The sequence below is a fragment of the Ectothiorhodospira sp. BSL-9 genome (assembly GCF_001632845.1).
Lineage (GTDB): Bacteria > Pseudomonadota > Gammaproteobacteria > Ectothiorhodospirales > Ectothiorhodospiraceae > Ectothiorhodospira.
On record NZ_CP011994.1, the window covers coordinates 3,365,402 to 3,384,820 of the forward strand.

Sequence of the window (19,419 nt, forward strand, 5' to 3'; positions counted from 1 at the left end):
AGGGAGGCTCCACTTTGCCTCGCGCACCCGTCAGGCGATCAACCCACCCAGTTCCCGCGTCTTCTCCCGCATCAACCCGGCATCCCCCCGGGCTTCCACGTTGAGACGAATCACCGGTTCGGTATTGGAGGCCCGCAGGTTGAAGCGCCACTCGGCAAATTCCATGCTGAGCCCATCGGTGTCGTCCAGTTGCGGCCCCTGGGGAAGATAGAACTGCGTCACCCGCTCCAGGGTGGTGGGCACATCCTCCACCCGATAATTGATCTCGCCGCTGCAGGGGTAGGCCCGGATACGCTCCTCCACCAGGGCGGACAGCGGCTTGCCCGTGAGACTCATGCGCTCGGCGGTCAGGAGCCAGGGGATCATGCCGCTGTCGCAATAGCTGAAATCACGGAAGTAATGGTGGGCTGACATCTCCCCCCCGTAGAGGGCGTCTTCCCGCCGCATGCGCTCCTTGATGAAGGCATGACCCGTCTTGCTCATCACCGGTACACCGCCAGCAGCCTGCACCATCTGCTGCGTGTTCCAGGTGAGCCGTGGATCATGAACGATGCGTGAGCCCGGCTGTTTCTCCAGCATCTGCGACGCCAGCAGGCCCACCATGTAATAGCCTTCCACGCACTCGCCCCGCTCATCGAAGAGAAAGCAGCGATCGAAATCCCCATCCCAGGCAATCCCCAGGTCGGCACCATGGGCCACCACGGCCTCGCCGGTGACGGCGCGATTCTCCGGCAACAGCGGGTTGGGAATGCCATTGGGAAAACGCCCATCGGGTGCATGGTGGATGCGGGTCACACGAAACGGCAGCCGTGCCGCCAGGGCATCAAAGGTAGGCCCAGCGGCACCATTGCCGGCATTCACCAGCAGGTGCAACGGACGCAAGGTCGACAATTCCACAAAACCGAGGACCCGCTCCACGTAGCCTTGCATCACATCCAGGCTGCGATCCTCACCGGGCACATCCGCCACCGGCCCGGGATCCCCTTCCCGGACCCGTCGCTCGATCTCCTTGAGCCCGGTATCCCCGCTGATGGGGATGGCCTGCCCGCGCACCAGCTTCATGCCGTTGTAGTCCATGGGGTTGTGGCTGGCCGTGACCATGATGCCGCCGCCCATGCCATCAAGGGACGCAGCATGGTAGACCGTCTCGGTGCCGCACAGGCCCAGAGAGCGGGTATGCACGCCGGCGTCGTTCAGGCCCCGGATCACGGCCTGGGCCAGTTCCGGGCTGCTGAGGCGGATATCCTGCCCCACCGCCACCGCCCCCGTGGGGGCGATCACTCTGGCGTAGGCTCGACCGATACGGTAGGCCAGGTCAGGGTTGAGTTCACTGGGGATGCGCCCACGGATATCGTAGGCCTTGAAACAGGGCAGCGGCGCGGACATGGGAAACCTGTCGTCTTGAGTGGGCTTGAACGTTCAGACCTTGTAGAAATCCCGGTACCAGCGCACGAAGTTTTCCACTCCCTGCTCCACCGGGGTGGCGGGCCGATAGCCCACGTCGGCCACCAGGTCCTGCACATCCGCGTAGGTATCCGGTACATCGCCGGGTTGCAGTGGCAGGAGGTTCTTCTCTGCCTTGCGCCCCAGACAATCCTCCAGCACCTGGATGTAGTGAAGCAGTTCCACCGGTTGATTGTTGCCGATGTTGTAGAGGCGATACGGGGCGAAACTGGTGGCTGAATCCGGGTTGTCGCCGGACCACTCCGGGTTGGGCTCTGCCACCTTGTCCAGGGTGCGGATCACGCCTTCCACGATGTCGTCGATGTAGGTGAAATCGCGGCGGTGCTGGCCATAGTTGAAGACATCGATGGGTTTGCCTTCCAGGATATTGCGGGTGAACATGAACAGGGCCATGTCCGGTCGCCCCCAGGGGCCATACACCGTGAAGAAGCGCAGCCCTGCCGTGGGCAGGCCGTAAAGCGAACTGTAGGTATGTGCCATGAGTTCGTTGGCCTTCTTGCTGGCCGCATACAGGCTCATGGGATGGTCCACGTTATCGTGCACCGTGAAGGGCATGGTGGTGTTGGCCCCGTACACGGAACTGGAGGAGGCATACACCAGATGCTCCACCCCGTGGTGCCGACACCCCTCAAGGATGTTGATGAACCCTACCAGGTTGGTTTCCACATAGGCGTGGGGGTTCTCCAGGGAATAGCGCACCCCCGCCTGAGCCGCCAGGTTGACCACCCGCTGTGGCTTGTGACGGGCGAAGGTCTCCTCCATCACGGCCCGATCGGCAATATCGGCCCGCACCTCGGTGAATCCGGCATGGTCCTTGATGCGATCCAGCCGGGCCAGCTTGAGGTTCACGTCATAGTAGTCGTTGAGGTTATCGACACCGATGACCTCATCTCCCCGATCCAGTAGCCGCATGGCCAGGGCCGAACCGATGAATCCGGCGGTGCCGGTCACGAGAACCTTCATATCATCCTGCCTTGGTTGTCAATTTGGGCTGTGCCGTCGCAAACCACCGCTCGCCGTGGCTTACAGGCTCCAGTAGCGAGTGATTTGCGGGATGTCGTCGGGATGCAGGGCTGATTTCACGTCCAGCAACACACCGCCCTCGCTCAGGCGCGTGCAGAGGGCACCCGCCCCATCTTCCAGGTAGGCCCGATGGGGTACGGCCAGGATCAGACCGTCCAGTTCCGTGAAGGCATCCAGGTCGACCAGTTCCAGGTCGTATTCATGGCGCGCCTCTTCCGGGTCGGCCAGGGGATCGTGCACCAGTGGTTCGATACCGAACTGACGCAACTCGCGGATGATGTCCGGCACCCGTGAATTGCGCAGGTCCGGTACGTTCTCCTTGAAGGTGAGCCCCAGCACGCCCACACGACCGCGTTTCACCGGGTGATCCTGCTCGATGAGAAGCTTGACGAGGCGCTGGGCGATATAGGCTCCCATGCCATCGTTGATGCGCCGCCCGGCCAGGATCACCTGGGGGTAGTAACCCACGGCCTTGGCCTTGGCGGTGAGGTAATAGGGGTCCACGCCGATGCAGTGCCCGCCCACCAGGCCAGGGCTGAAGGGCAGGAAGTTCCACTTGGTGCCCGCCGCCTCCAGGACGTCCTTGGTGCGGATGTCCAGGCGATCGAAGATCAATGCCAGCTCGTTCATCAGGGCAATGTTCAGGTCTCGCTGGGTATTCTCGATCACCTTGGCGGCCTCGGCCACCTTGATGGTGGGGGCATTGTGCACGCCGGCCTCGACAATGCGACCGTAAGCCTCGGCCACCCGGTCCAGCGTTTCCGCGTCCTCGCCAGAGACCACTTTCACGATGCGGGTCAGGGTATGTTCCTTGTCACCCGGATTGATGCGCTCCGGGGAGTAACCCAGCTTGAAGTCCTCGCCCTGTCGCAGACCGGACACCCGGGCCAGAATGGGACCGCAGATCTCCTCGGTCACGCCCGGATATACGGTGGATTCAAATACCACCACGGCGCCGGGAGTGAGCATCTGCCCCACGGTCTCACAGGCCTTCATCACCGGGGTGAGGTCCGGCTGGCGGTTTTCGTCGATGGGGGTGGGCACGGTCACCACGAAGAAGGTGCAGCCCTTGAGATCGGCCGGGTCCCGCGTGTAGAGCAGATCGTGCTCCGCCAATTCCTCGGGCGTGACCTCAGCGGTATAGTCGTGCCCTTCCCTGAGGGTGTTGATACGCCGTTCGCTGATGTCAAAACCGATGGTGCCAGGATAGTGGCGGGCGAACCCCAGGGCCACAGGGAGCCCCACATAACCCAGTCCAATGACGCCGATCTTTTCGCTCATGAGAGCATCCTTCCAGGCCGTTTCCTCGATGCCGGAAAGATACCGCAAATGCCGGAGCCGCGCGACCTCGCACCACCGCCCGGCAACCCGCACTTTCGGGCTCCCGGGATCTTGGCTATTCTATATGACCCTTGAGCCGGCCCCTGCCAACGCAGGCATACCCTCATCGTCCCGGCCCATCATGCCCCGGTAGCTCAGCTGGATAGAGCGTCCCCCTCCTAAGGGGAAGGTCGCAGGTTCGAACCCTGCCCGGGGCGCCATTCTTTCAGGCAGCCACCCTGCCCCATCATGGAGGTTTCAATGTCCAACCATAGCCCGCAGTCACGCATCCCCGGAATACACCGCCTTGCCCTGGTATCCGGTTTGGCCGCCATGGCCCTGCTGATGCTGCCATGGGGCGCAAGTGCCAACGAGCCCACCCGCACCACGCACCAGGACTGGCAAAGCGTATGCCTGGAGGTTGAGGGTACCGAGCGTTGCCAGATTCAGCAGACCCTGGAGATGGATGGTGCCGAAGGGCGCGGGCCCGCCATGCAGGTGAACATCCGCGACATGCGCGATGGCACCCGCATCATCGAGGTGTTGCTGCCCCTGGGGCTGGATCTGCGGGCGGGTATTGTCATGCAGGTGGACGACGGTGACGAATACAACGCGCCGTTTCTTACCTGCTTCGAACAAGGATGCCTCACGGCACGCACGCTGGACCCGGAACTGGAAGAGGCCATGCGCGCGGGAACCAACATGCGGGTGGGTTTCCGGCCCTTCAACAGCGAGCAGATCCTCGTGGCCGATGTCTCTCTGATGGGCTTCACGGCGGCCAGTCGCGAGATCAAGTAAGACATCACCCCAGTGAAAGAAATCGTAGACGCTGGGTGCTGCATCGCAATAAAGTGTGGCATTGGGGCCGCCCAGTGGGCTGGTCGCGAAACACAGATCAGGGGCCCAGCCCCGAGACCAATCATCCGAACAACGGACGACGAGGACAATCCATGACATCCCGTACCGTCACGGTTATCGATAACGCCACCGGCAAACAGGTGGAACTGCCCGTACTTGAGGGCACTCAGGGCCCCGCCACCGTGGACATCCGGCCACTGTCCAAGGAATTGGGCTATTTCACCTATGACCCGGGCTTCATGTCCACGGCCAGCTGCCGCAGCGATATCACCTATATCGATGGCGATCAGGGCATCCTCATGTACCGGGGGTACCCCATCGAGCAACTCGCCGAACACAGCAGCTACCTGGAGACCAGCTACCTGCTGCTCTACGGTGAACTGCCCACCGCCACCGAGCTGGAAACCTTCACCCGCATCATCCAGAAGCATTCCATGCCCCACCAGGCGATCCGTCGTTTCTATGACGGCTTCCGGCACGATGCTCACCCGATGGCCATCATGGTGGGTGTGTTCGGAGCCCTGTCGGCCTTCTTCCACGACACCACCGATGTGCACAACCCGCGCCACCGGGAGATCGCCGCCCATCGGATGATCTCCAAGATGCCCACCATCGCCGCCTGGTCCTACAAATATGCCGTCGGCCAGCCCTTCCTGTATCCCGACAACGAACTGGGCTATTCGGAAAACTTCCTGCGCATGATGTTCGGGGTGCCCACAGAGCGTTATGAGCCCAACCCGGTGTTCGCCAAGGCGCTGGACCTGATCCTGATCCTGCACGCCGATCACGAGCAGAACGCCTCCACCTCCACGGTACGCCTCTCCGGCAGTTCCGAGGCCAACCCCTTTGCTGCCGTCTCCGCTGGCATCGCCTCCCTCTGGGGCCCGCTGCATGGTGGTGCCAACGAGAAGGTGGTGCGGATGCTCGAATCCATCGTCGACAGTGGCCAGTCGGTGGAGTACTTCGTCAATCGTGCCAAGGACAAGGACGACTCCTTCCGCCTGATGGGCTTCGGCCACCGGGTGTACAAGAACTACGACCCCCGCGCCACGATCATCCGCAAGATGTGTCACGAGCTGTTACGGGAGATGGGCGCGGACAACGAACCCCTGTTCGAGGTGGCCATGGAACTGGAACGCATCGCCATGGAGGACGACTACTTCAAGGAACGCAAGCTCTACCCCAACGTGGACTTCTACTCGGGCCTGATCCTGCGTGCCATGGGCATCCCGCTGAACATGTTCACCGCCATCTTCGCCCTGGCCCGCATGGTGGGCTGGAATGCCCACTGGTGCGAGATGATGCAGGACCCCGAATCCCGCATTGGGCGTCCCCGCCAGTTGTACACCGGCGCTGCCACCCGGGACTACGTGCCCATTGAGAAGCGCTGAGCGTATCACTATATTAGGAGACCCTAAATCAACGGAGAGGGAAGCACCATGACGATTGATCGCGCAGTACTGGCATTTGCCGGTAGCATGATTCTGCTCAGCCTGCTGCTGTCGCTGCTCAGCCCCCTGTGGCTGTGGCTCACCGCATTTGTGGGTCTCAACCTGCTGCAATCGGCCTTCACCGGGTTCTGCCCGCTGGCCATCGTGCTGAAGAAATTCGGCATGAAACCGGGCGAAGCCTTCAGCTGATGCCGGCCCGGCTCATGCCATGCCCGCGGATCCCAAGTGGCGAGCCCCTGGCGTGAGTCCCCCTCTTCACCATTGGGGGTGAACTGACTTGCTGCCCCTTCCCGTTATCGGGAAGGGGCATGGTCCTAGACCCGTGCCCTTGCCTTCTGGAGGACCTTCATGACCGCATCCCCCACCCACGTCGTCCATACCCTGCAACTGGGCCCCATGGATAACTTCATTTACCTGGTGGAAGACCAGGCCTCCCGTCAGGCGGCCATTGTCGATCCGGCCTGGGAAGTGGATGAGGCTCTGGAACGCGCCCGATCACTGGGCCTTGAGATCACCCACATTCTGCTCACACACACCCATCAGGACCACATCAACGGCCTGGACGAGGTGCGTGCGCAGACCGGGGCCGAAGTACACCTGCTCCAGGCCGAGGCCGATTACTGGGGACAGGCACCGGCGGACGCCGTGCTGCACAACGATGGCGACGAGATTCATCTGGGCGATACCTTGATCCGCGTGCTACACACACCGGGACACACCCCGGGCGGCACCTGTTACCACCTGGGTGATGACCTGATCACCGGAGACACCCTGTTTGTGTACGGTTGCGGCCGCTGCGACCTAAAGCAGGGAGACCCCAGAGCGATGCTCCGTTCCCTGAAGCGATTGCGGGACGAGCTTCCGGGTCGAACGGTCATCCATCCCGGACATGACTATGGCGTGCAGCCCACCTCCACCCTGGCGGAACAGGCCCGGGGAAACCCCTTCATGCATTTCGAGGAGGAGGCAGCCTTCGTGCATTACCGCATGGAGGAACATGACCGGGTGCGCAGTGGCCCGTATGGGCCGGAGAAGCCCCCCACAGGGTAAGGGACGAAGTGCCTTTATGTGGGAGCTGGCCTGCCGGCGCATCGCTGCGGCAGCACAGCGCGATGTGTGCAGCTCCTTTTCGCGGCCGAGGGCCGCCCCCATGGTTTTCTGAGGGCATGGGGGTTTCAGGGCTTGAGGCTTTTGAGCCACTCCCGCTGGCAGACGCTGCGGCGACGCTTTTCCAGCTTCTCGCGGATACGCCCTTCCACCTCCGCCAGGGGGATGGTGTGGGCCGCGTGGATGCCCTCGCATAACAGAATGTGAAGCCCCATCTCTGTCTCGACAATCGGGCTCACCTGCCCCGCCTTCATGTTGAAGAGCGCCTCGTCCAGGTTGGCAAAGAGGGTGCCCCGGGGCACCTTGCCGATCAGCCCCCCCTTCATGGCACTGGGACACTCCGAGTGACGGGTGGCCTGGACAGCAAACTGGTCCACATCCCCGGTCAGGTCATCGGCCAAGGCCTGCAGTCGCTGTCGTGCCCGCTCGCGGGTGTTTTCAGGGTAGTCCGGGTTGATGGTGATCAGGATCTGACGCACGGTGCGTGATTCGGGCACCTGGAATCGCTCCAGGTGCAGGTAGTAGAAGAGCTTCACATCCACATCGCTGACCTGGGCCGAGCGGTTGGCCACGCGATCCAGCATCGCTTCCAGGCGCAGCTCCCGATGCAGCGCCTCCCGGAAGCTGGCCAGGTCGAACCCATGAGCCTCCAGTTCCGCCGCAAAGCCCGCCTCGTCCGGGTAGCGACCGCGAATCTCCGCCAGGGCATGGTCCAGCGTCTCCTGCGGCACGTGCACATCCGGCGCCTGGTCCGATGCCAGCGCCCGGGCACCGATCTCGTAGGCCCGAGCCGAGCGGGCGCGCACAGTCTGTCGCTCTGCCTCATCCAGTTTACCCAGGGGCTTCTCGAAGCTGTCCAGCGCCGTGCGCAGTTCAATGTAGGCCAGTTCCGGGCGATGTTCCAGTGTGGGCGTCATACAGCCTCCCGCTCAAAATGCTTGATGTCGATTCACGATGTCATGTCTTCCCCCGGGGGGTCCCCAAGGGCCGATTCCGGGACCTGCAGGACACGCCCCTCAAAATTCACGTGGTACTCCACCCCATCGGGCAGGTCCCGCAGCACCTTGCAGACCTCGCCCACCACACCGGCCTCCACCACCGGCTGCCCCTTGATGCCAAGCGGCACCCGGGGCGTCACCTTGTCGCGGAACTCGTAGCGGGTGGGCACCCAATGGGCATCGGCATCCAGCAACTCCTCCTGGCGGCAGCCAACGATACGACCATGCTCCATGAAGTTGACGGTGTAGATGATCTGATCCTGAAGGAATCTGCCCATATCGATCACCACGCCGACACTGCCCCTGGGCACCAGCAGACTCCCCCGGTCCATGCCCGGGTAGCTGCCATCGTTGCGGACCGGGCGCACCACACGCACCCGTTCACCATATTCATACATGGGCTTCATGTGCAGTTCCTTATCCTTGCCATTCCTTGAGACTTGGGCTGGTGCCCATCGATGGGTTCACGACTTGCGGCCGAAGGCCTCGTCCAGGGGCACGTAGGCCACGCCCGGAGGGGGGCGCTGGAACACCTTGAAAACCTTCTCGGTCTGGGCATCGGAGTTCACGAAATCAGTGTAGGCCTGGGCCAGCAGGCCCCGGTACAGGTCCCTCAAGGCACCGGCATCGCCGGATTCTCCCGGTGTCTGAGCAGCCAGGTAGTCGTGGAAACGCTGCAGGATATGCAGGCGGTTCACCTTCACCGTGGCCTCATCGTAGGGGATGTCGAAGTACTCCAGAAAATCCTCGGCGGATTCCAGATCCTGGAGGTCGTCTTGCAGGGTTTCAGCGTTCATGGCGTGATCCTCTTTGGGGGTTTCAGGTGAGGGCGTGATGCGCGGTTGATGTGGGGGCGGCGGCCAGGCTATCCAGTTCCTGATACCACAGCGCCAATTCACGCTCGGTAGGTGCCCGCTTGGTCCGCGAGGCAGCGCTTCGGATTCTGGATAGCAGCAGGGTGGCCTCGGGACGGCCCAGCGTGATTCCCAGACGTGCATAGGCCTGGATCACCGCACTGCTGCCTGAGTGCTTGCCCAGCACCAGCCGATGCTCCCGGCCCAGTTCCGCCGGGTCCACACCCTGGTAATTGGCCGGGTCCTTGAGCAGACCGTCCACATGGATGCCGGCTTCGTGGGTGAAGACGCCCTCGCCTACCAGGCTTTTCTGCCAATGAATGGGATGGCCGGTGGCGGTTTCCACCAAGTGGGACAAGGTTTGAAAACGACGCAGATCCACGCCGGTCTCGATGCCGTGCAACTGCCGCAGGCCCAGCACCACTTCTTCCAGGGCAGCGTTGCCGGCCCGCTCCCCAATGCCGTTGACCGTGGTGTTCACATGGGTGGCCCCTCCCAGGGCAGCGGCCAGACTGTTGGCCGTGGCCAGTCCCAGATCATCATGGGCATGCATCTCGATTTCCAGGTCCGAAGTGGCCCGAAGCCGGCGCATGCGTTCCAGGACGGTAAAGGGCTCAAGGATGCCCACGGTGTCGGCAAACCGAAAACGTCGGGCGCCGGCCTGTTGTGCCGTCTCCATCACCCGTGACAGGAAATCCACATCGGCCCGGGAGGCATCCTCCCCCCCCACGCCTACCTCCAGGCCCAGTTCCAGGGCCTCGGCCACATGGCGCCGGATGCAGTCCAGCACCCACTCCCGACTGCGTCCGAGCTTGCGGGTAATCTGCTGATCAGACACGGGAATGGACAGATCCACCATATCCACCCCCAGATGGGCGCAGCATTTCAGATCATCGGTGCGCATGCGGCTCCAGACCAGCAGGCGGGCGTTAAGTCCCAGGCCTGCCAGCAAACGGATGGAGTCGCGTTCCTCGTCCCCCATGGAGGGGATGCCCACCTCCAGTTCCGGCACGCCCAGTTCATCCAGCCCACGGGCAATGGCAATACGCTCGGCATCGTTGAAGGCAACGCCGGCGGATTGTTCGCCGTCCCGAAGGGTGGTGTCGTCGATGACGATGGCAGGAGGGTGGCTCATTGGCGGCTCGCTCGGTACAGGTTCCGGGAGGGATACTGCGAGTTTCGTGCCAACTCACATACAGTTGATTTTTAGATACTTTCTAGCCGGTCGACGGGTATGCCAAGCGTGGTTATGCGACTTCCGGGAGAGGATTGTGGGATTTGCTACATGGTTTGGGGTGAGGGGAAAATCAGTCACGAATCCCCCCACCCTTTCCACCACCATCAGGCATAGGCTGGCGCAAACGCCTGTTCGGGATTCTCCACCGGGCCATTCTCACCCCAATACGGCGACATCTTGCGCAAACGGGAGACGATCTCCGGCATCACCTGGATCACCCGATCCACCTCCTCCTCCGTATTGAAGCGGGACAACGAAAACCGCACCGACCCATGGGCAGCGGTGTAGGGAATCCCCATCGCCCGCATCACATGGGAGGGCTCCAGAGAGCCGGAGGTGCAGGCAGAACCGCTGGACGCCGCGATACCCTGATGATTGAGCATGAGCAGGATGCCTTCGCCCTCAATGTATTCAAAGGCCATGTTCAGCGTGTTGGGCAGGCGGTTGTCCACATCCCCGGTTACAAAGGCATTGGGGATCTGTTCCAGCAACCCGGCCTCCAGGCGATTTCTCAGGGCGCGCACCCGCTGGCGCTCCTCGTCCAGATGGCTCAAGGCCAGTTCCGCAGCCTTGCCCAGGGCAATGATGCCCGGCACGTTCTCCGTGCCGGCACGACGCCCCCGCTCCTGATGCCCACCACGCAGCATTGGCCGGAACCTCAAGCCACGCCGTACATACAACACCCCCACACCCTTGGGTGCATGCAGCTTGTGACCCGAGATGGAGAGCATGTCGATGCAGGTGTACTTGAGATCGATGGGCAGCTTGCCCACGGCCTGAACCGCATCGGTGTGGAACATCACACCCTTGGCGCGGGCCATCTCGGCCATGCTCTCCACCGGAAACAGGGTGCCCGTCTCGTTATTGGCCCACATCACTGATACCAGGGCCACCTGATCCGACAACACCTGGCGGTAGTGAGCCAGATCCAGGCGACCCTGACCGTCGACGCCCAGGCGATGGATGGTGTAGCCCTCCTTTTCCAGCTGCTCGCAGACATTGAGTATCGCCGGATGCTCCACCTCGGTGGTGATGATCTCCCGCCGCTGGGGCTGGGCACGCACGGCGGACAGGATGGCCGTGGAATCCGACTCGGTGCCACAGGAGGTAAAGATGATCTCCGAGGCATGTTCGGCCCCCACAAGCGCCTGCACCTGCTCGCGGGCCTGCTTCAGAGCCCGCCCTACCTGATCGCCAAAACTGTGCATGGAAGAGGGATTGCCAAACTGCTCGGTCAGAAACGGCAGCATGGCCTCCACCACCAGGGGATCCACGCAGGTGGTGGCGTTGTTGTCCATGTAGATGGGTTTCATCGTCTATTCCCCCATGGCCATGACACGCACATTCATGGGAGGCAGGGCCCCGTTGCTGGGCCGCGGTGCCTCGGTGGCGTGGTTTTCCGGATCAAACGCCTCTCCCTTTTCCGCCAGCACCCGGGTGAGGACTTCCTCGATCCCTTCATGACAGGTGGAGCAACCGCCACCCGCCTTGGTGTAGCCGGTCACGTCCTGCACCGTGCGCAGGTCATGGGCGCGGATGGTCTGCTCGATCTTCACGGCATCGATGGCGAAGCACTTGCAGATCAGGGCACCCTCCTCGTGATCATCCTTCCAGACCTCGCCGCGATAATTGGCGATGGCAGCCTGCAGGGCCTCATGGCCCATGACGGAGCAATGCATCTTCTCCGGGGGCAGGCCACCCAGCGCGTTGGCAATATCCTCGTTGTTGATACGCTCGGCCTCTTCCAGGGTCAGGCCAATGATCATCTCGGTGAGCACCGAACTGGAGGCCACCGCGGAACCGCAGCCGAAGGTCTGAAAACCCGCCTCCTGAATCACGCTGCTCTCGGGATCCACCTTGAGCGTGAGGCGCAGGGCATCGCCGCAACTGATGGAACCCACCTCGCCGGTCGCATTGGCGTCACGCACCATACCGACGTTGCGGGGGTTGAAGAAGTGCTCTTTCACCTTCTCGGAATAATCCCACATGATCTTGACCCTCCAGGGTGTGTACCGTCATACCGCCAGAGCGGCGGGGGCATGGGTGTGACATTTCTTGGGGCAGACCTGAGAGCAGGCCTCGCATCCAATGCAATCCATGGCATCGGCAAGCCGCATGACCATGGAGGTGTCGTCGGAGAAGCCGTCATCATCGTCGTCTTCGTCGTCGTCCATGTCCCGCTCCACCAGTTCAAAGCAGTTGCGGGTACAGACCTTGAAACAGCGGCCGCAGCCGATGCAGTTTTCTTCCTTGAGCTCCATGATGAAAGCGGGTGTCCACTGGGTACCGCCACGGGTGACGCCGGTAATGGGGTTCATGGTTCTATGCCTCTTCTCGTATGTCTTATGGTTTTGTGTCTTGTACTGTTTCGGCCATCAAAGACCGGCCACCTTGGGGTGGTCACCAATAATGTTCAGGGCCACGGACAGGAGCTTGTCGGCTTCGTTCTTCATCTTCGACAGGCTGTCAAAGCCAAAGCGGTGTACGTCACGCAGGCTCTTGTCCACCACGATCAGCTTGCCCACCGCGATGATCACGCGACCGAAACCCTCGCGATTCAGGCTCATCATGGGCGAGGCCAGGAGCCCGCACTCGCGTTCAATCATCATGGCCAGGGCGTTGTAGAACACGTGCAGGCGGGCAATGGCGCCCGCGTCGGGATCGCCCACAATGGGTATCTGACGGCGTTGTTCGGCGGTGAGAATCAGCTGCTCCAGTAGTTGAGCATCGGGTTCGGATTCGCGGGTGCCGTAGGTATCCAGAGCGCGCACCTGACGGATCACCTCCCGGATGAAATCCGTCTCCAGGATGGGGTCGTCGGTGGCAATGATGGCGGTGGCGGTATCGGTGGTCATGGTCGAATTCCTGATCGGATGTTGATGTCATGCATGGGTAAGGGGCGATGGGCCGGGTGGCTGGTCACCCCTCCTCTTCCCAGGGTTCGCTGGCCATGGCGTCAAAGCGACCCGGGTCGCCTTGCTGGCGCTGGACGGCCTTGGCCATCCAGGGGGGCGGGGTATGCTCTTTCAGGCAGGTCTGCAATTCGCGCAGCAGATCGGAAATGCGCGTTCCATGGGACACCCGCACTGGCTGGATATCCAGCGACAGAAGTTGTTTCACAGCCGATGATCCGGCGGCGGTGCAATAGACGGCTGCACACTCCTCAAGGCACTCGAACTTGGCCAGCAGCTTGTCTTCGCCACCGTCCTGGGCCTGCTCGCCAAACTGAGCCGCCTCCACCAGGTCCGCGCTCTCCTGGGTCAGCCGGTAGATGGCCATCCCCCGGGCGGACCCGAAATGCTGATCCACGCGGATCATGTCCGTGCTGGCAAAGGCCACCCGAATCGATGCATCACCCTCTTCCATGGCGGCAGACTCAGTGCCAGATGGCGTGATCACTTGCAGACGACGCTGTAGTGTCATGCTGCGATTCCTCCCAGGTTTGGGCTTCGGGATGGGCGTAGACGGAACGGTACGGCGCCACGTCATGGGTTGGGTTCGATAACTGCAGATTGGCCAGATCGAACAGGGCCTGGCGGGCGCCCGTATATCCGATCCAGGTACGCTGGAATCCCCCCAGCCAGTCATACTGGGGAAAGCCCGCCCGCAGCAGGGGAATGCCCAGACGTCGGGCTGGCTCCACGCCATGGGTATTGGCGATCAGGCACTGGGCCCCTCCCTCGCCAGCCAGTTCTTCCAGATCCTGCAGGTCGCCAATCTTGACCTGCTCTGCCGCCACCCGCTCAAGTACCGGTGCCCGGGTGGGCGCCACGGCGGCCACCACCTCGCCACCGATCTCCCTGACCAGATGTGAAAATCCGTGCAGCAGGTCCGGGTCGGCGGCGATGGCCACACGAGAGAAGCCCAGCATGAAATGGGTATCCAGCATGGCGTCCTGAAGGCGGGCACGTTCCCGCTGCAGGCGTGGTGGCACCGGGCGACCACTGAGCCGGGACAGGGTGAGCATGAGCTCATCCGTGGCTTCCAGGCCCATGAGGCTGTCGAAATGGACATTGGGTACGCCGGTGCGGGCCTCAAGATGCTCCGCTGCGCTGCCCATGGAGGCCCCCATCACCAGGGTGGCGGCCGACTGGCCCAGCCGATCCAGATGACTCAGCGGTGTCCCACCCGTGGTCAGCGCTGACAGGCGGGCCTCGGACAGATGCCCATCCAGCGAACCGGAGAGATCCGGCACCACCAGGGGTTCCAGACCGAAGGCTTCCACCATGTCCTTGAGGCTTTCCACGTCGCCCGGTGTGAGCGCGGCGCCGGCGAGGATATTCACTTGCCCGGGGGCCTCACCCGCCTGCTTCGACTCGGGTACCCGGTGATCAATCAGGGCCGTGACGGCCAGGGCAAACCCTGTTTCCGCCGATCCGGAAAAGTCCGGGGTGGACACCGGCACCACGGCCACATCGGCAAATTCCGGATGCTGCTGGCGAAATTCCCGTATCACCCGCTCCACATCAGCGCCCTCGGTTTCCGAAAGACCGGTGGTGAGCACCCCGATCAGGTCGGGCCGGGACTTGCCACACACGGTGGCCAGACCCTCCATGAGGTTCTCGTCAGCCCCCATGACGGCACTGACCTGATCCATGGCGGTGGTCTGCAGGGGGATGGGCTCCCGAAAATGGCGCACCAGAAAGACCTTGGCAAAGGCCGTGCAGCCCTGGGAGCCATGCAGCATGGGAATGGCGCGATCCATGCCCAGCATGGCCAGCGCCGCCCCCAGGGGCTGGCTGGCCTTGAGCGGACTGACGGAAAGGGCCTTGTTACGACGAATGATCCGGGCCATGTCAGCGGGCCTCCTGATGGGTGTGGGAGTCCAGGGGCATGCCGGTACTGTCCCAGGGGGCGGGCTGACGCACGTGGGGCCAGATGGGGCTCTCCAGGGTCAACGCCAGTTGACGGGCCAGCTCCAGCATTCCCTGGTAGCCCGCGTAGGCGGATTCGCGCTCCTGGTTGATATCCAGGAAGGGAATACGGGCCTTGAGGGCGGTGTACATGTTGCGCCCCCCGGCGATGAGCACGTCCGCCCGGGTTTCCTCGAAGATGCCCAGCAGGGCCTTGGGATTGCCGTCCTCGATCATGCGGGCGTCCTCCCCCATGAGTTCGCGGATGCGGGCCTTGTCCTCCTCGGTGGATTTGCGGGTGCCGGTGGCCACCACTTCCATGCCCAGATCCTGAAGGGCCGAGACCACGGACCAGGATTTCACGCCGCCGGTGTAGAGCAGCACCCGCTTGCCCGCCAGACGTTCCCGCCAGGGGGCCAGTTCGGCACGGATACGGGCCTCCTCACGGGCGATGAGCTCTTCGGTGCGCCCCGTGAGGTCCGGGTCGCCCAGCAAGCGGGCGAATTGGCGCAAGGCGTGGGACATGTCGTTGATGCCGTAGAAACTGCCCTCGAACCAGGGCGTGCCGTAGCCTTCCTGGAGCTTTCGGGCCACATTGATCATGGCCTTGGAGCACACCATCATGTTGGCTTCAGCCCGGTGCATGGTCTGCACCTGGTGATAGCGGGCATCCCCGGACAGGGTGCACAGCACGCGCAACCCCAGTTCATCCAGCAGCGGCAGCACATGCCAGAACTCGCCGGCGATGTTGTATTCGCCGATCAGGTTGATGTCATGCACCGTGATGCCGGGGCGCTGTGCCGACTCGGGTGGGGGCTCGGGTTCGCGGCTGCCCACCACCTGCTTGACCATGGACTCGCCAGCGATGCGGTTACCCAGGTTCTTGGAGCCATAAAAGCCTGCGGCGTCCACGAACACCACCGGCACACCCCAACGCTCCTGGGCCACCTTGCAGACCGCCTCCACATCGTCACCGATCAGGGCGGGCACGCAGGTGTTGTAGACGAAGACGGCCGGCGGATTGAAGGATTCCACCGCCTGACGGATGGAATGCAACAGACGCTTCTCGGAGCGCCCCATGATGACATCCTGCTCCGTGAGGTCGGTGGTCAGGCCCAGGCGGAACAGGTCAGGCCCTGAGGAGCGGGTACCGCGGTTATCCCAGGAGTTACCCGCGCAGGCGATGGGGCCGTGAACGATGTGGGCCACATCCGCCACCGGCAGCAGGGCGATCTGGGCCCCATCAAATGCGCATCCCCCGGCCGCGGCCCCGGGCTTGGGGCGGGCGCAACCGGACTTTTCCTTGGTGTTGTGGTCACATGCCGGCTCATCCAGCAATGCCTTGATGTCCTGTGCCTTCATTGTCTGCTCCGCTGCGGAATCGGCTTTGCAGGGAGAAATGCAAGACGCGGGCCATTTTCAAGTTATTGTTTATTAGGTATTTATTTTTTCAATGGCGTGTAGGAAAGGCGACAACGGGGAGGTCAGGCAACAAATCAGCCCTCGCCGAACCGGGCCACTGTCCCCGGCTCCCGCCCCATCACCTTCGCCAGCCAGGGCGGTGGCGTCCCTTCCAGCACTGCTTGCAGGCGGGCGATCACCTCAGAGGCTGCAGGAGTGTCCGGCAATTTGATGGGATGCACGCCCACGCGGATCACCTTGGCTGCCGCCGGGCCGCCAATGCTCTCCACGTACAACAACTGACAATCCGACAGCAGTTGCGCCCGCGCGGCGTTGCGATCCTCTGCCTTGTCCGCCTCGTCGGTGAAACGGATCTCCACCAGCCGCGCCGCGGCCTGGGACACCTGATAGATCAGAAAACGGGCACAGGAACCAAAATGGCCATCCAGTTTGTCGCCGGTATTGGAGGCCAGGGCAATGCGGATGGAGCCGGGCATGTCATCCTCGCCAAGAGACTCCACGGCAGGCAGATCCGGCTCCACCTCCCGTTCGCCAGACAGATAGCGCACGGCCATTTCCAGACTCTGGCTGTTGCATTCATCCTGCTCGATATCGGGATGGCGGGTGCGTTTGAGACCCTGCCTGAGATCCTCGACCGTCATCGAGGCCAACGCTTCTTCCTTGATGGGAGCACCGATGCGCTCAATGATGATCTCGAGCAACCGGGGTAGTTCAATCCCGGGCATGACCTTCTTGGCCAGTGCGATCCGCAGGGCGCATTCACGGTCGAGGATGTCGGTGGACATGGGGGTACCTCATCTAATGTTTAAATCGGTGGCAGGCGCGGTCACCCGATCCCTCGGGGGCGCATGGCGCCGATGACGCCCATCGGCTGATCCTGGCTGCGGGCACTCCTTCGCGAGCGAAGCCCCGTCTGAGGTGGGTGTGCCGGACGGAGCGTGCCTTGGGCTCAGAGGCGCTTGGCGCGCAGGGTGATGGGCAACCGGGGAGCTTCGTCCATGGGTTCCAGGAAGTAACGGGAGCCGTCAGCCAGAGTGATCTCGCCACCCCAGCGCCCCGGCCCCTCGTGCTCCATGGAAACGATAGCCTCTTCCAGGTCCTTTTTGGGGACGTAGAAGGACATTCCCGATTCCGTCTTGTTGATCATGACGCTTGGCATGGTGTGTTCTCGCTTCGATACAGAAGCCCCTCTCCCTTGAGGGAGAGGGGTTGGGGTGAGGGGCAAACCTATTACCGCACCAGGTCGTAGCTGTAGTCCGTCACACCCATTTCCTGGGTTTCGTCATCCAGCTGCTCCAGCACCGAGTTCACCAGGGTGGTGAGGATGTACATGCCGCCCTCATAGCCCAGGGTGGTCATGCGATGCAGATGGTGACGATCGAAGATGGGGAAGCCGATCCGCACCAGCGGCACCTTGAACTCCTTGCCCTTGGCCAGGGTGTCGCGCTCAAGGAACTTGCCGTAGGAGTTTCCGATCAGGAAGTCCGGCTTGTCGGTGAACAACAGCGAGCGCAGGTGCCACAGATCCTTGTTGAAATACACCTCGGACTTGGCGCCGTAAGGGCTTTGGGAGAGCATCTCATCCATGGCCTTCTTCCAGCGCTTGTTGGCATGGTTGCACAGGATGTGACGCGGCTCGGCGCCCAGTTCCAGCAGGAAGCGGGTCATGCCCATCACGAAGTCCGCATCCCCGTACAGGGCGTACTTCTTGCCATGCAACCAGGTGTGGGAGTCGGTCATCATGTCCACCAGGCGGCCCCGCTCCTTCTCCAGAGCGGCGGAGATGGGCTTGCCGGTGATTTCCGAGACCTTCATCAGAAACTCGTCGGTGCCACTCAGACCCATGGGGATACTGATCTTCGGGGCCTCGTGATGCCAGGTGTTCTTGACGAACTTGCGGGTCTTGTCCAACTGCCAGGGCTGCAACAGCAGCGTGTCGTGGGCATTGGGCGCATCCTTGATCTCTGCCTGTGTGGTTCCCCCGGCATACATGCGATATTCACCATCGGCGGGGGTGTCGAGCACTTCCTCGGGGTCGCACAGCAGGCTGAAGTCCACATCCATGTCCTTCATCATGCGCTTCATTACCCGGTAATTGCCCAGGTAGGTTTCAAAGCCTGGCACCAGGTTGATCTTGCCGTTCTTGCCCGGCTCCTTGTCTTCCATGTGATTGAGGGTGAAGTAACGGATCGTGCCCTCGAACATGTTGTCCCAGCCCGTGGTGTGGCTGCCCACAAAGGAAGGCGTGTGGGCGTAGGGCGTGGGGAAATCTTCCTCGATGTACCCTTCCTTCCTGGCGTTACCGATGAAGGCATTGAGGTCGTCACCGATGACCTCGGCCATGCAGGTGGTGGACACGGAAATCATGTCCGGCTTGTACAGGGCCTTGGCGTTCTGCAGGCCTTCCATGATGTTCTTCTGGCCACCGAAGACGGCGGCATCCTCGGTCATGGAGTCGGACACACAGGCGATGGGCTCGCGGAAGTGCCGATTGAAGTAGGTGCGGAAATAGGCCACGCAACCCTGGGAGCCGTGCACATAGGGCAAGGTCTTCTCAAAACCCAGGGAGCAGAGCACTGCACCCAGGGGCTGGCAGGCCTTGGCCGGATCAACGGTGAGGGCTTCGCGCTGGAAGTTGAGTTCCTTGTATTCCTCGGTGGTGGTCCACTCGAAGACCTCACGGATCTTCTCCGGGCTGTGGGCCTCCTCGGACGTTTCCCGCTTGCGGGCCAGCACCTGCTGGTAGTCTTCGTCCTGGAACAGGGGGTAACAGGGCTTGATGTTTTCGGGATTCTGGCTCATGGTCTCTTCTCCTGCCGCGCCACCAATCTG

Annotated in this window: 21 protein-coding genes and 1 tRNA gene; 5 read left to right on the forward strand and 17 right to left on the reverse strand. The window is 62.3% G+C overall.

From position 1 onward, the window contains the following. Positions 1-30: 30 nt before the first annotated feature. Genes ECTOBSL9_RS15375 through ECTOBSL9_RS15385 form a run of 3 tightly spaced genes read right to left on the reverse strand, consistent with a single transcriptional unit; the run spans position 31 to position 3,768 of the window. On the reverse strand, positions 31-1,386 hold the full coding sequence (locus tag ECTOBSL9_RS15375; protein ID WP_063465789.1) for a phosphomannomutase/phosphoglucomutase: 1,356 nt from the start codon (positions 1,384-1,386) through the stop codon (positions 31-33). Positions 1,387-1,419: 33 nt separating this feature from the next. Beyond that, positions 1,420-2,427: an NAD-dependent epimerase gene (locus ECTOBSL9_RS15380; protein WP_063465790.1), complete on the reverse strand. Its 1,008-nt coding sequence runs from the start codon at positions 2,425-2,427 to the stop codon at positions 1,420-1,422. Positions 2,428-2,487: 60 nt separating this feature from the next. Further along, complete coding sequence (locus ECTOBSL9_RS15385; protein ID WP_063465791.1) at positions 2,488-3,768, reverse strand: nucleotide sugar dehydrogenase; 1,281 nt, start codon at positions 3,766-3,768, stop codon at positions 2,488-2,490. 183 nt (positions 3,769-3,951) lie between these two features. Between ECTOBSL9_RS15385 and ECTOBSL9_RS15390 the strand changes: the two genes are divergently transcribed. The 5 genes from ECTOBSL9_RS15390 to ECTOBSL9_RS15410 all read left to right on the forward strand — a co-directional run bounded on the left by ECTOBSL9_RS15390 (position 3,952) and on the right by ECTOBSL9_RS15410 (position 7,166). Then, positions 3,952-4,028 (forward strand) — tRNA-Arg (locus ECTOBSL9_RS15390). 40 nt (positions 4,029-4,068) lie between these two features. Continuing rightward, positions 4,069-4,605: an invasion associated locus B family protein gene (locus ECTOBSL9_RS15395; protein ID WP_063465792.1), complete on the forward strand. Its 537-nt coding sequence runs from the start codon at positions 4,069-4,071 to the stop codon at positions 4,603-4,605. Between the two features lie 152 nt (positions 4,606-4,757). After that, the gene (locus tag ECTOBSL9_RS15400) at positions 4,758-6,056 is read left to right on the forward strand and encodes a citrate synthase (RefSeq protein WP_063465793.1); all 1,299 of its coding nucleotides are present in this window, start codon (positions 4,758-4,760) and stop codon (positions 6,054-6,056) included. Positions 6,057-6,104: 48 nt separating this feature from the next. Beyond that, entirely contained in the window at positions 6,105-6,305 is a 201-nt protein-coding gene (locus tag ECTOBSL9_RS15405) for a DUF2892 domain-containing protein (RefSeq protein ID WP_063465794.1), read from the forward strand. A gap of 159 nt (positions 6,306-6,464) precedes the next feature. Then, positions 6,465-7,166: an MBL fold metallo-hydrolase gene (locus ECTOBSL9_RS15410; protein ID WP_063465795.1), complete on the forward strand. Its 702-nt coding sequence runs from the start codon at positions 6,465-6,467 to the stop codon at positions 7,164-7,166. Positions 7,167-7,291: 125 nt separating this feature from the next. Here ECTOBSL9_RS15410 and nifM read toward each other — a convergent pair whose 3' ends face one another. From nifM to nifK, 14 genes are all read right to left on the reverse strand, one after another. Then, positions 7,292-8,140, reverse strand: a complete 849-nt coding sequence (gene nifM, locus ECTOBSL9_RS15415; protein WP_063465796.1) for a nitrogen fixation protein NifM — start codon at positions 8,138-8,140, stop codon at positions 7,292-7,294. 32 nt (positions 8,141-8,172) lie between these two features. After that, complete coding sequence (locus ECTOBSL9_RS15420) at positions 8,173-8,628, reverse strand: nitrogen fixation protein NifZ (RefSeq protein ID WP_063465797.1); 456 nt, start codon at positions 8,626-8,628, stop codon at positions 8,173-8,175. Positions 8,629-8,685: 57 nt separating this feature from the next. Next, complete coding sequence (gene nifW, locus ECTOBSL9_RS15425; protein WP_063465798.1) at positions 8,686-9,018, reverse strand: nitrogenase-stabilizing/protective protein NifW; 333 nt, start codon at positions 9,016-9,018, stop codon at positions 8,686-8,688. A 22-nt stretch (positions 9,019-9,040) separates the two neighbouring features. Then, complete coding sequence (nifV, locus tag ECTOBSL9_RS15430; RefSeq protein ID WP_063465799.1) at positions 9,041-10,210, reverse strand: homocitrate synthase; 1,170 nt, start codon at positions 10,208-10,210, stop codon at positions 9,041-9,043. 206 nt (positions 10,211-10,416) lie between these two features. Beyond that, positions 10,417-11,625: a cysteine desulfurase NifS gene (gene nifS, locus ECTOBSL9_RS15435; protein WP_063465800.1), complete on the reverse strand. Its 1,209-nt coding sequence runs from the start codon at positions 11,623-11,625 to the stop codon at positions 10,417-10,419. A 3-nt stretch (positions 11,626-11,628) separates the two neighbouring features. Continuing rightward, the gene (gene nifU / locus ECTOBSL9_RS15440) at positions 11,629-12,300 is read right to left on the reverse strand and encodes a Fe-S cluster assembly protein NifU (protein ID WP_063465801.1); all 672 of its coding nucleotides are present in this window, start codon (positions 12,298-12,300) and stop codon (positions 11,629-11,631) included. 27 nt (positions 12,301-12,327) lie between these two features. Beyond that, positions 12,328-12,630, reverse strand: a complete 303-nt coding sequence (gene fdxB / locus ECTOBSL9_RS15445; protein WP_063465802.1) for a ferredoxin III, nif-specific — start codon at positions 12,628-12,630, stop codon at positions 12,328-12,330. 57 nt (positions 12,631-12,687) lie between these two features. Continuing rightward, a complete protein-coding gene (locus ECTOBSL9_RS15450; RefSeq protein ID WP_063465803.1) occupies positions 12,688-13,167 on the reverse strand; it encodes a NifX-associated nitrogen fixation protein in 480 nt (159 codons plus the stop codon). A 64-nt stretch (positions 13,168-13,231) separates the two neighbouring features. Next, complete coding sequence (locus ECTOBSL9_RS15455; RefSeq protein ID WP_082830001.1) at positions 13,232-13,735, reverse strand: NifB/NifX family molybdenum-iron cluster-binding protein; 504 nt, start codon at positions 13,733-13,735, stop codon at positions 13,232-13,234. Next, positions 13,689-15,107, reverse strand: coding sequence for a nitrogenase iron-molybdenum cofactor biosynthesis protein NifN (nifN, locus tag ECTOBSL9_RS15460; RefSeq protein ID WP_063465805.1), 1,419 nt, complete (start codon positions 15,105-15,107; stop codon positions 13,689-13,691). The genes ECTOBSL9_RS15455 and nifN overlap by 47 nt, the downstream gene beginning before the upstream one ends. Before the next feature lies 1 nt (position 15,108). Then, positions 15,109-16,527 carry a nitrogenase iron-molybdenum cofactor biosynthesis protein NifE gene (nifE, locus tag ECTOBSL9_RS15465; RefSeq protein ID WP_063465806.1) on the reverse strand — a complete coding sequence of 473 codons (1,419 nt, stop codon included), beginning with the start codon at positions 16,525-16,527 and terminating at the stop codon, positions 15,109-15,111. Between the two features lie 134 nt (positions 16,528-16,661). After that, positions 16,662-17,372, reverse strand: a complete 711-nt coding sequence (gene nifX, locus ECTOBSL9_RS15470; RefSeq protein WP_063465807.1) for a nitrogen fixation protein NifX — start codon at positions 17,370-17,372, stop codon at positions 16,662-16,664. Between the two features lie 164 nt (positions 17,373-17,536). Then, a complete protein-coding gene (nifT, locus tag ECTOBSL9_RS15475) occupies positions 17,537-17,746 on the reverse strand; it encodes a putative nitrogen fixation protein NifT (protein WP_025281996.1) in 210 nt (69 codons plus the stop codon). A gap of 71 nt (positions 17,747-17,817) precedes the next feature. Further along, a complete protein-coding gene (gene nifK / locus ECTOBSL9_RS15480; protein WP_063465808.1) occupies positions 17,818-19,389 on the reverse strand; it encodes a nitrogenase molybdenum-iron protein subunit beta in 1,572 nt (523 codons plus the stop codon). Positions 19,390-19,419 lie beyond the last annotated feature (30 nt).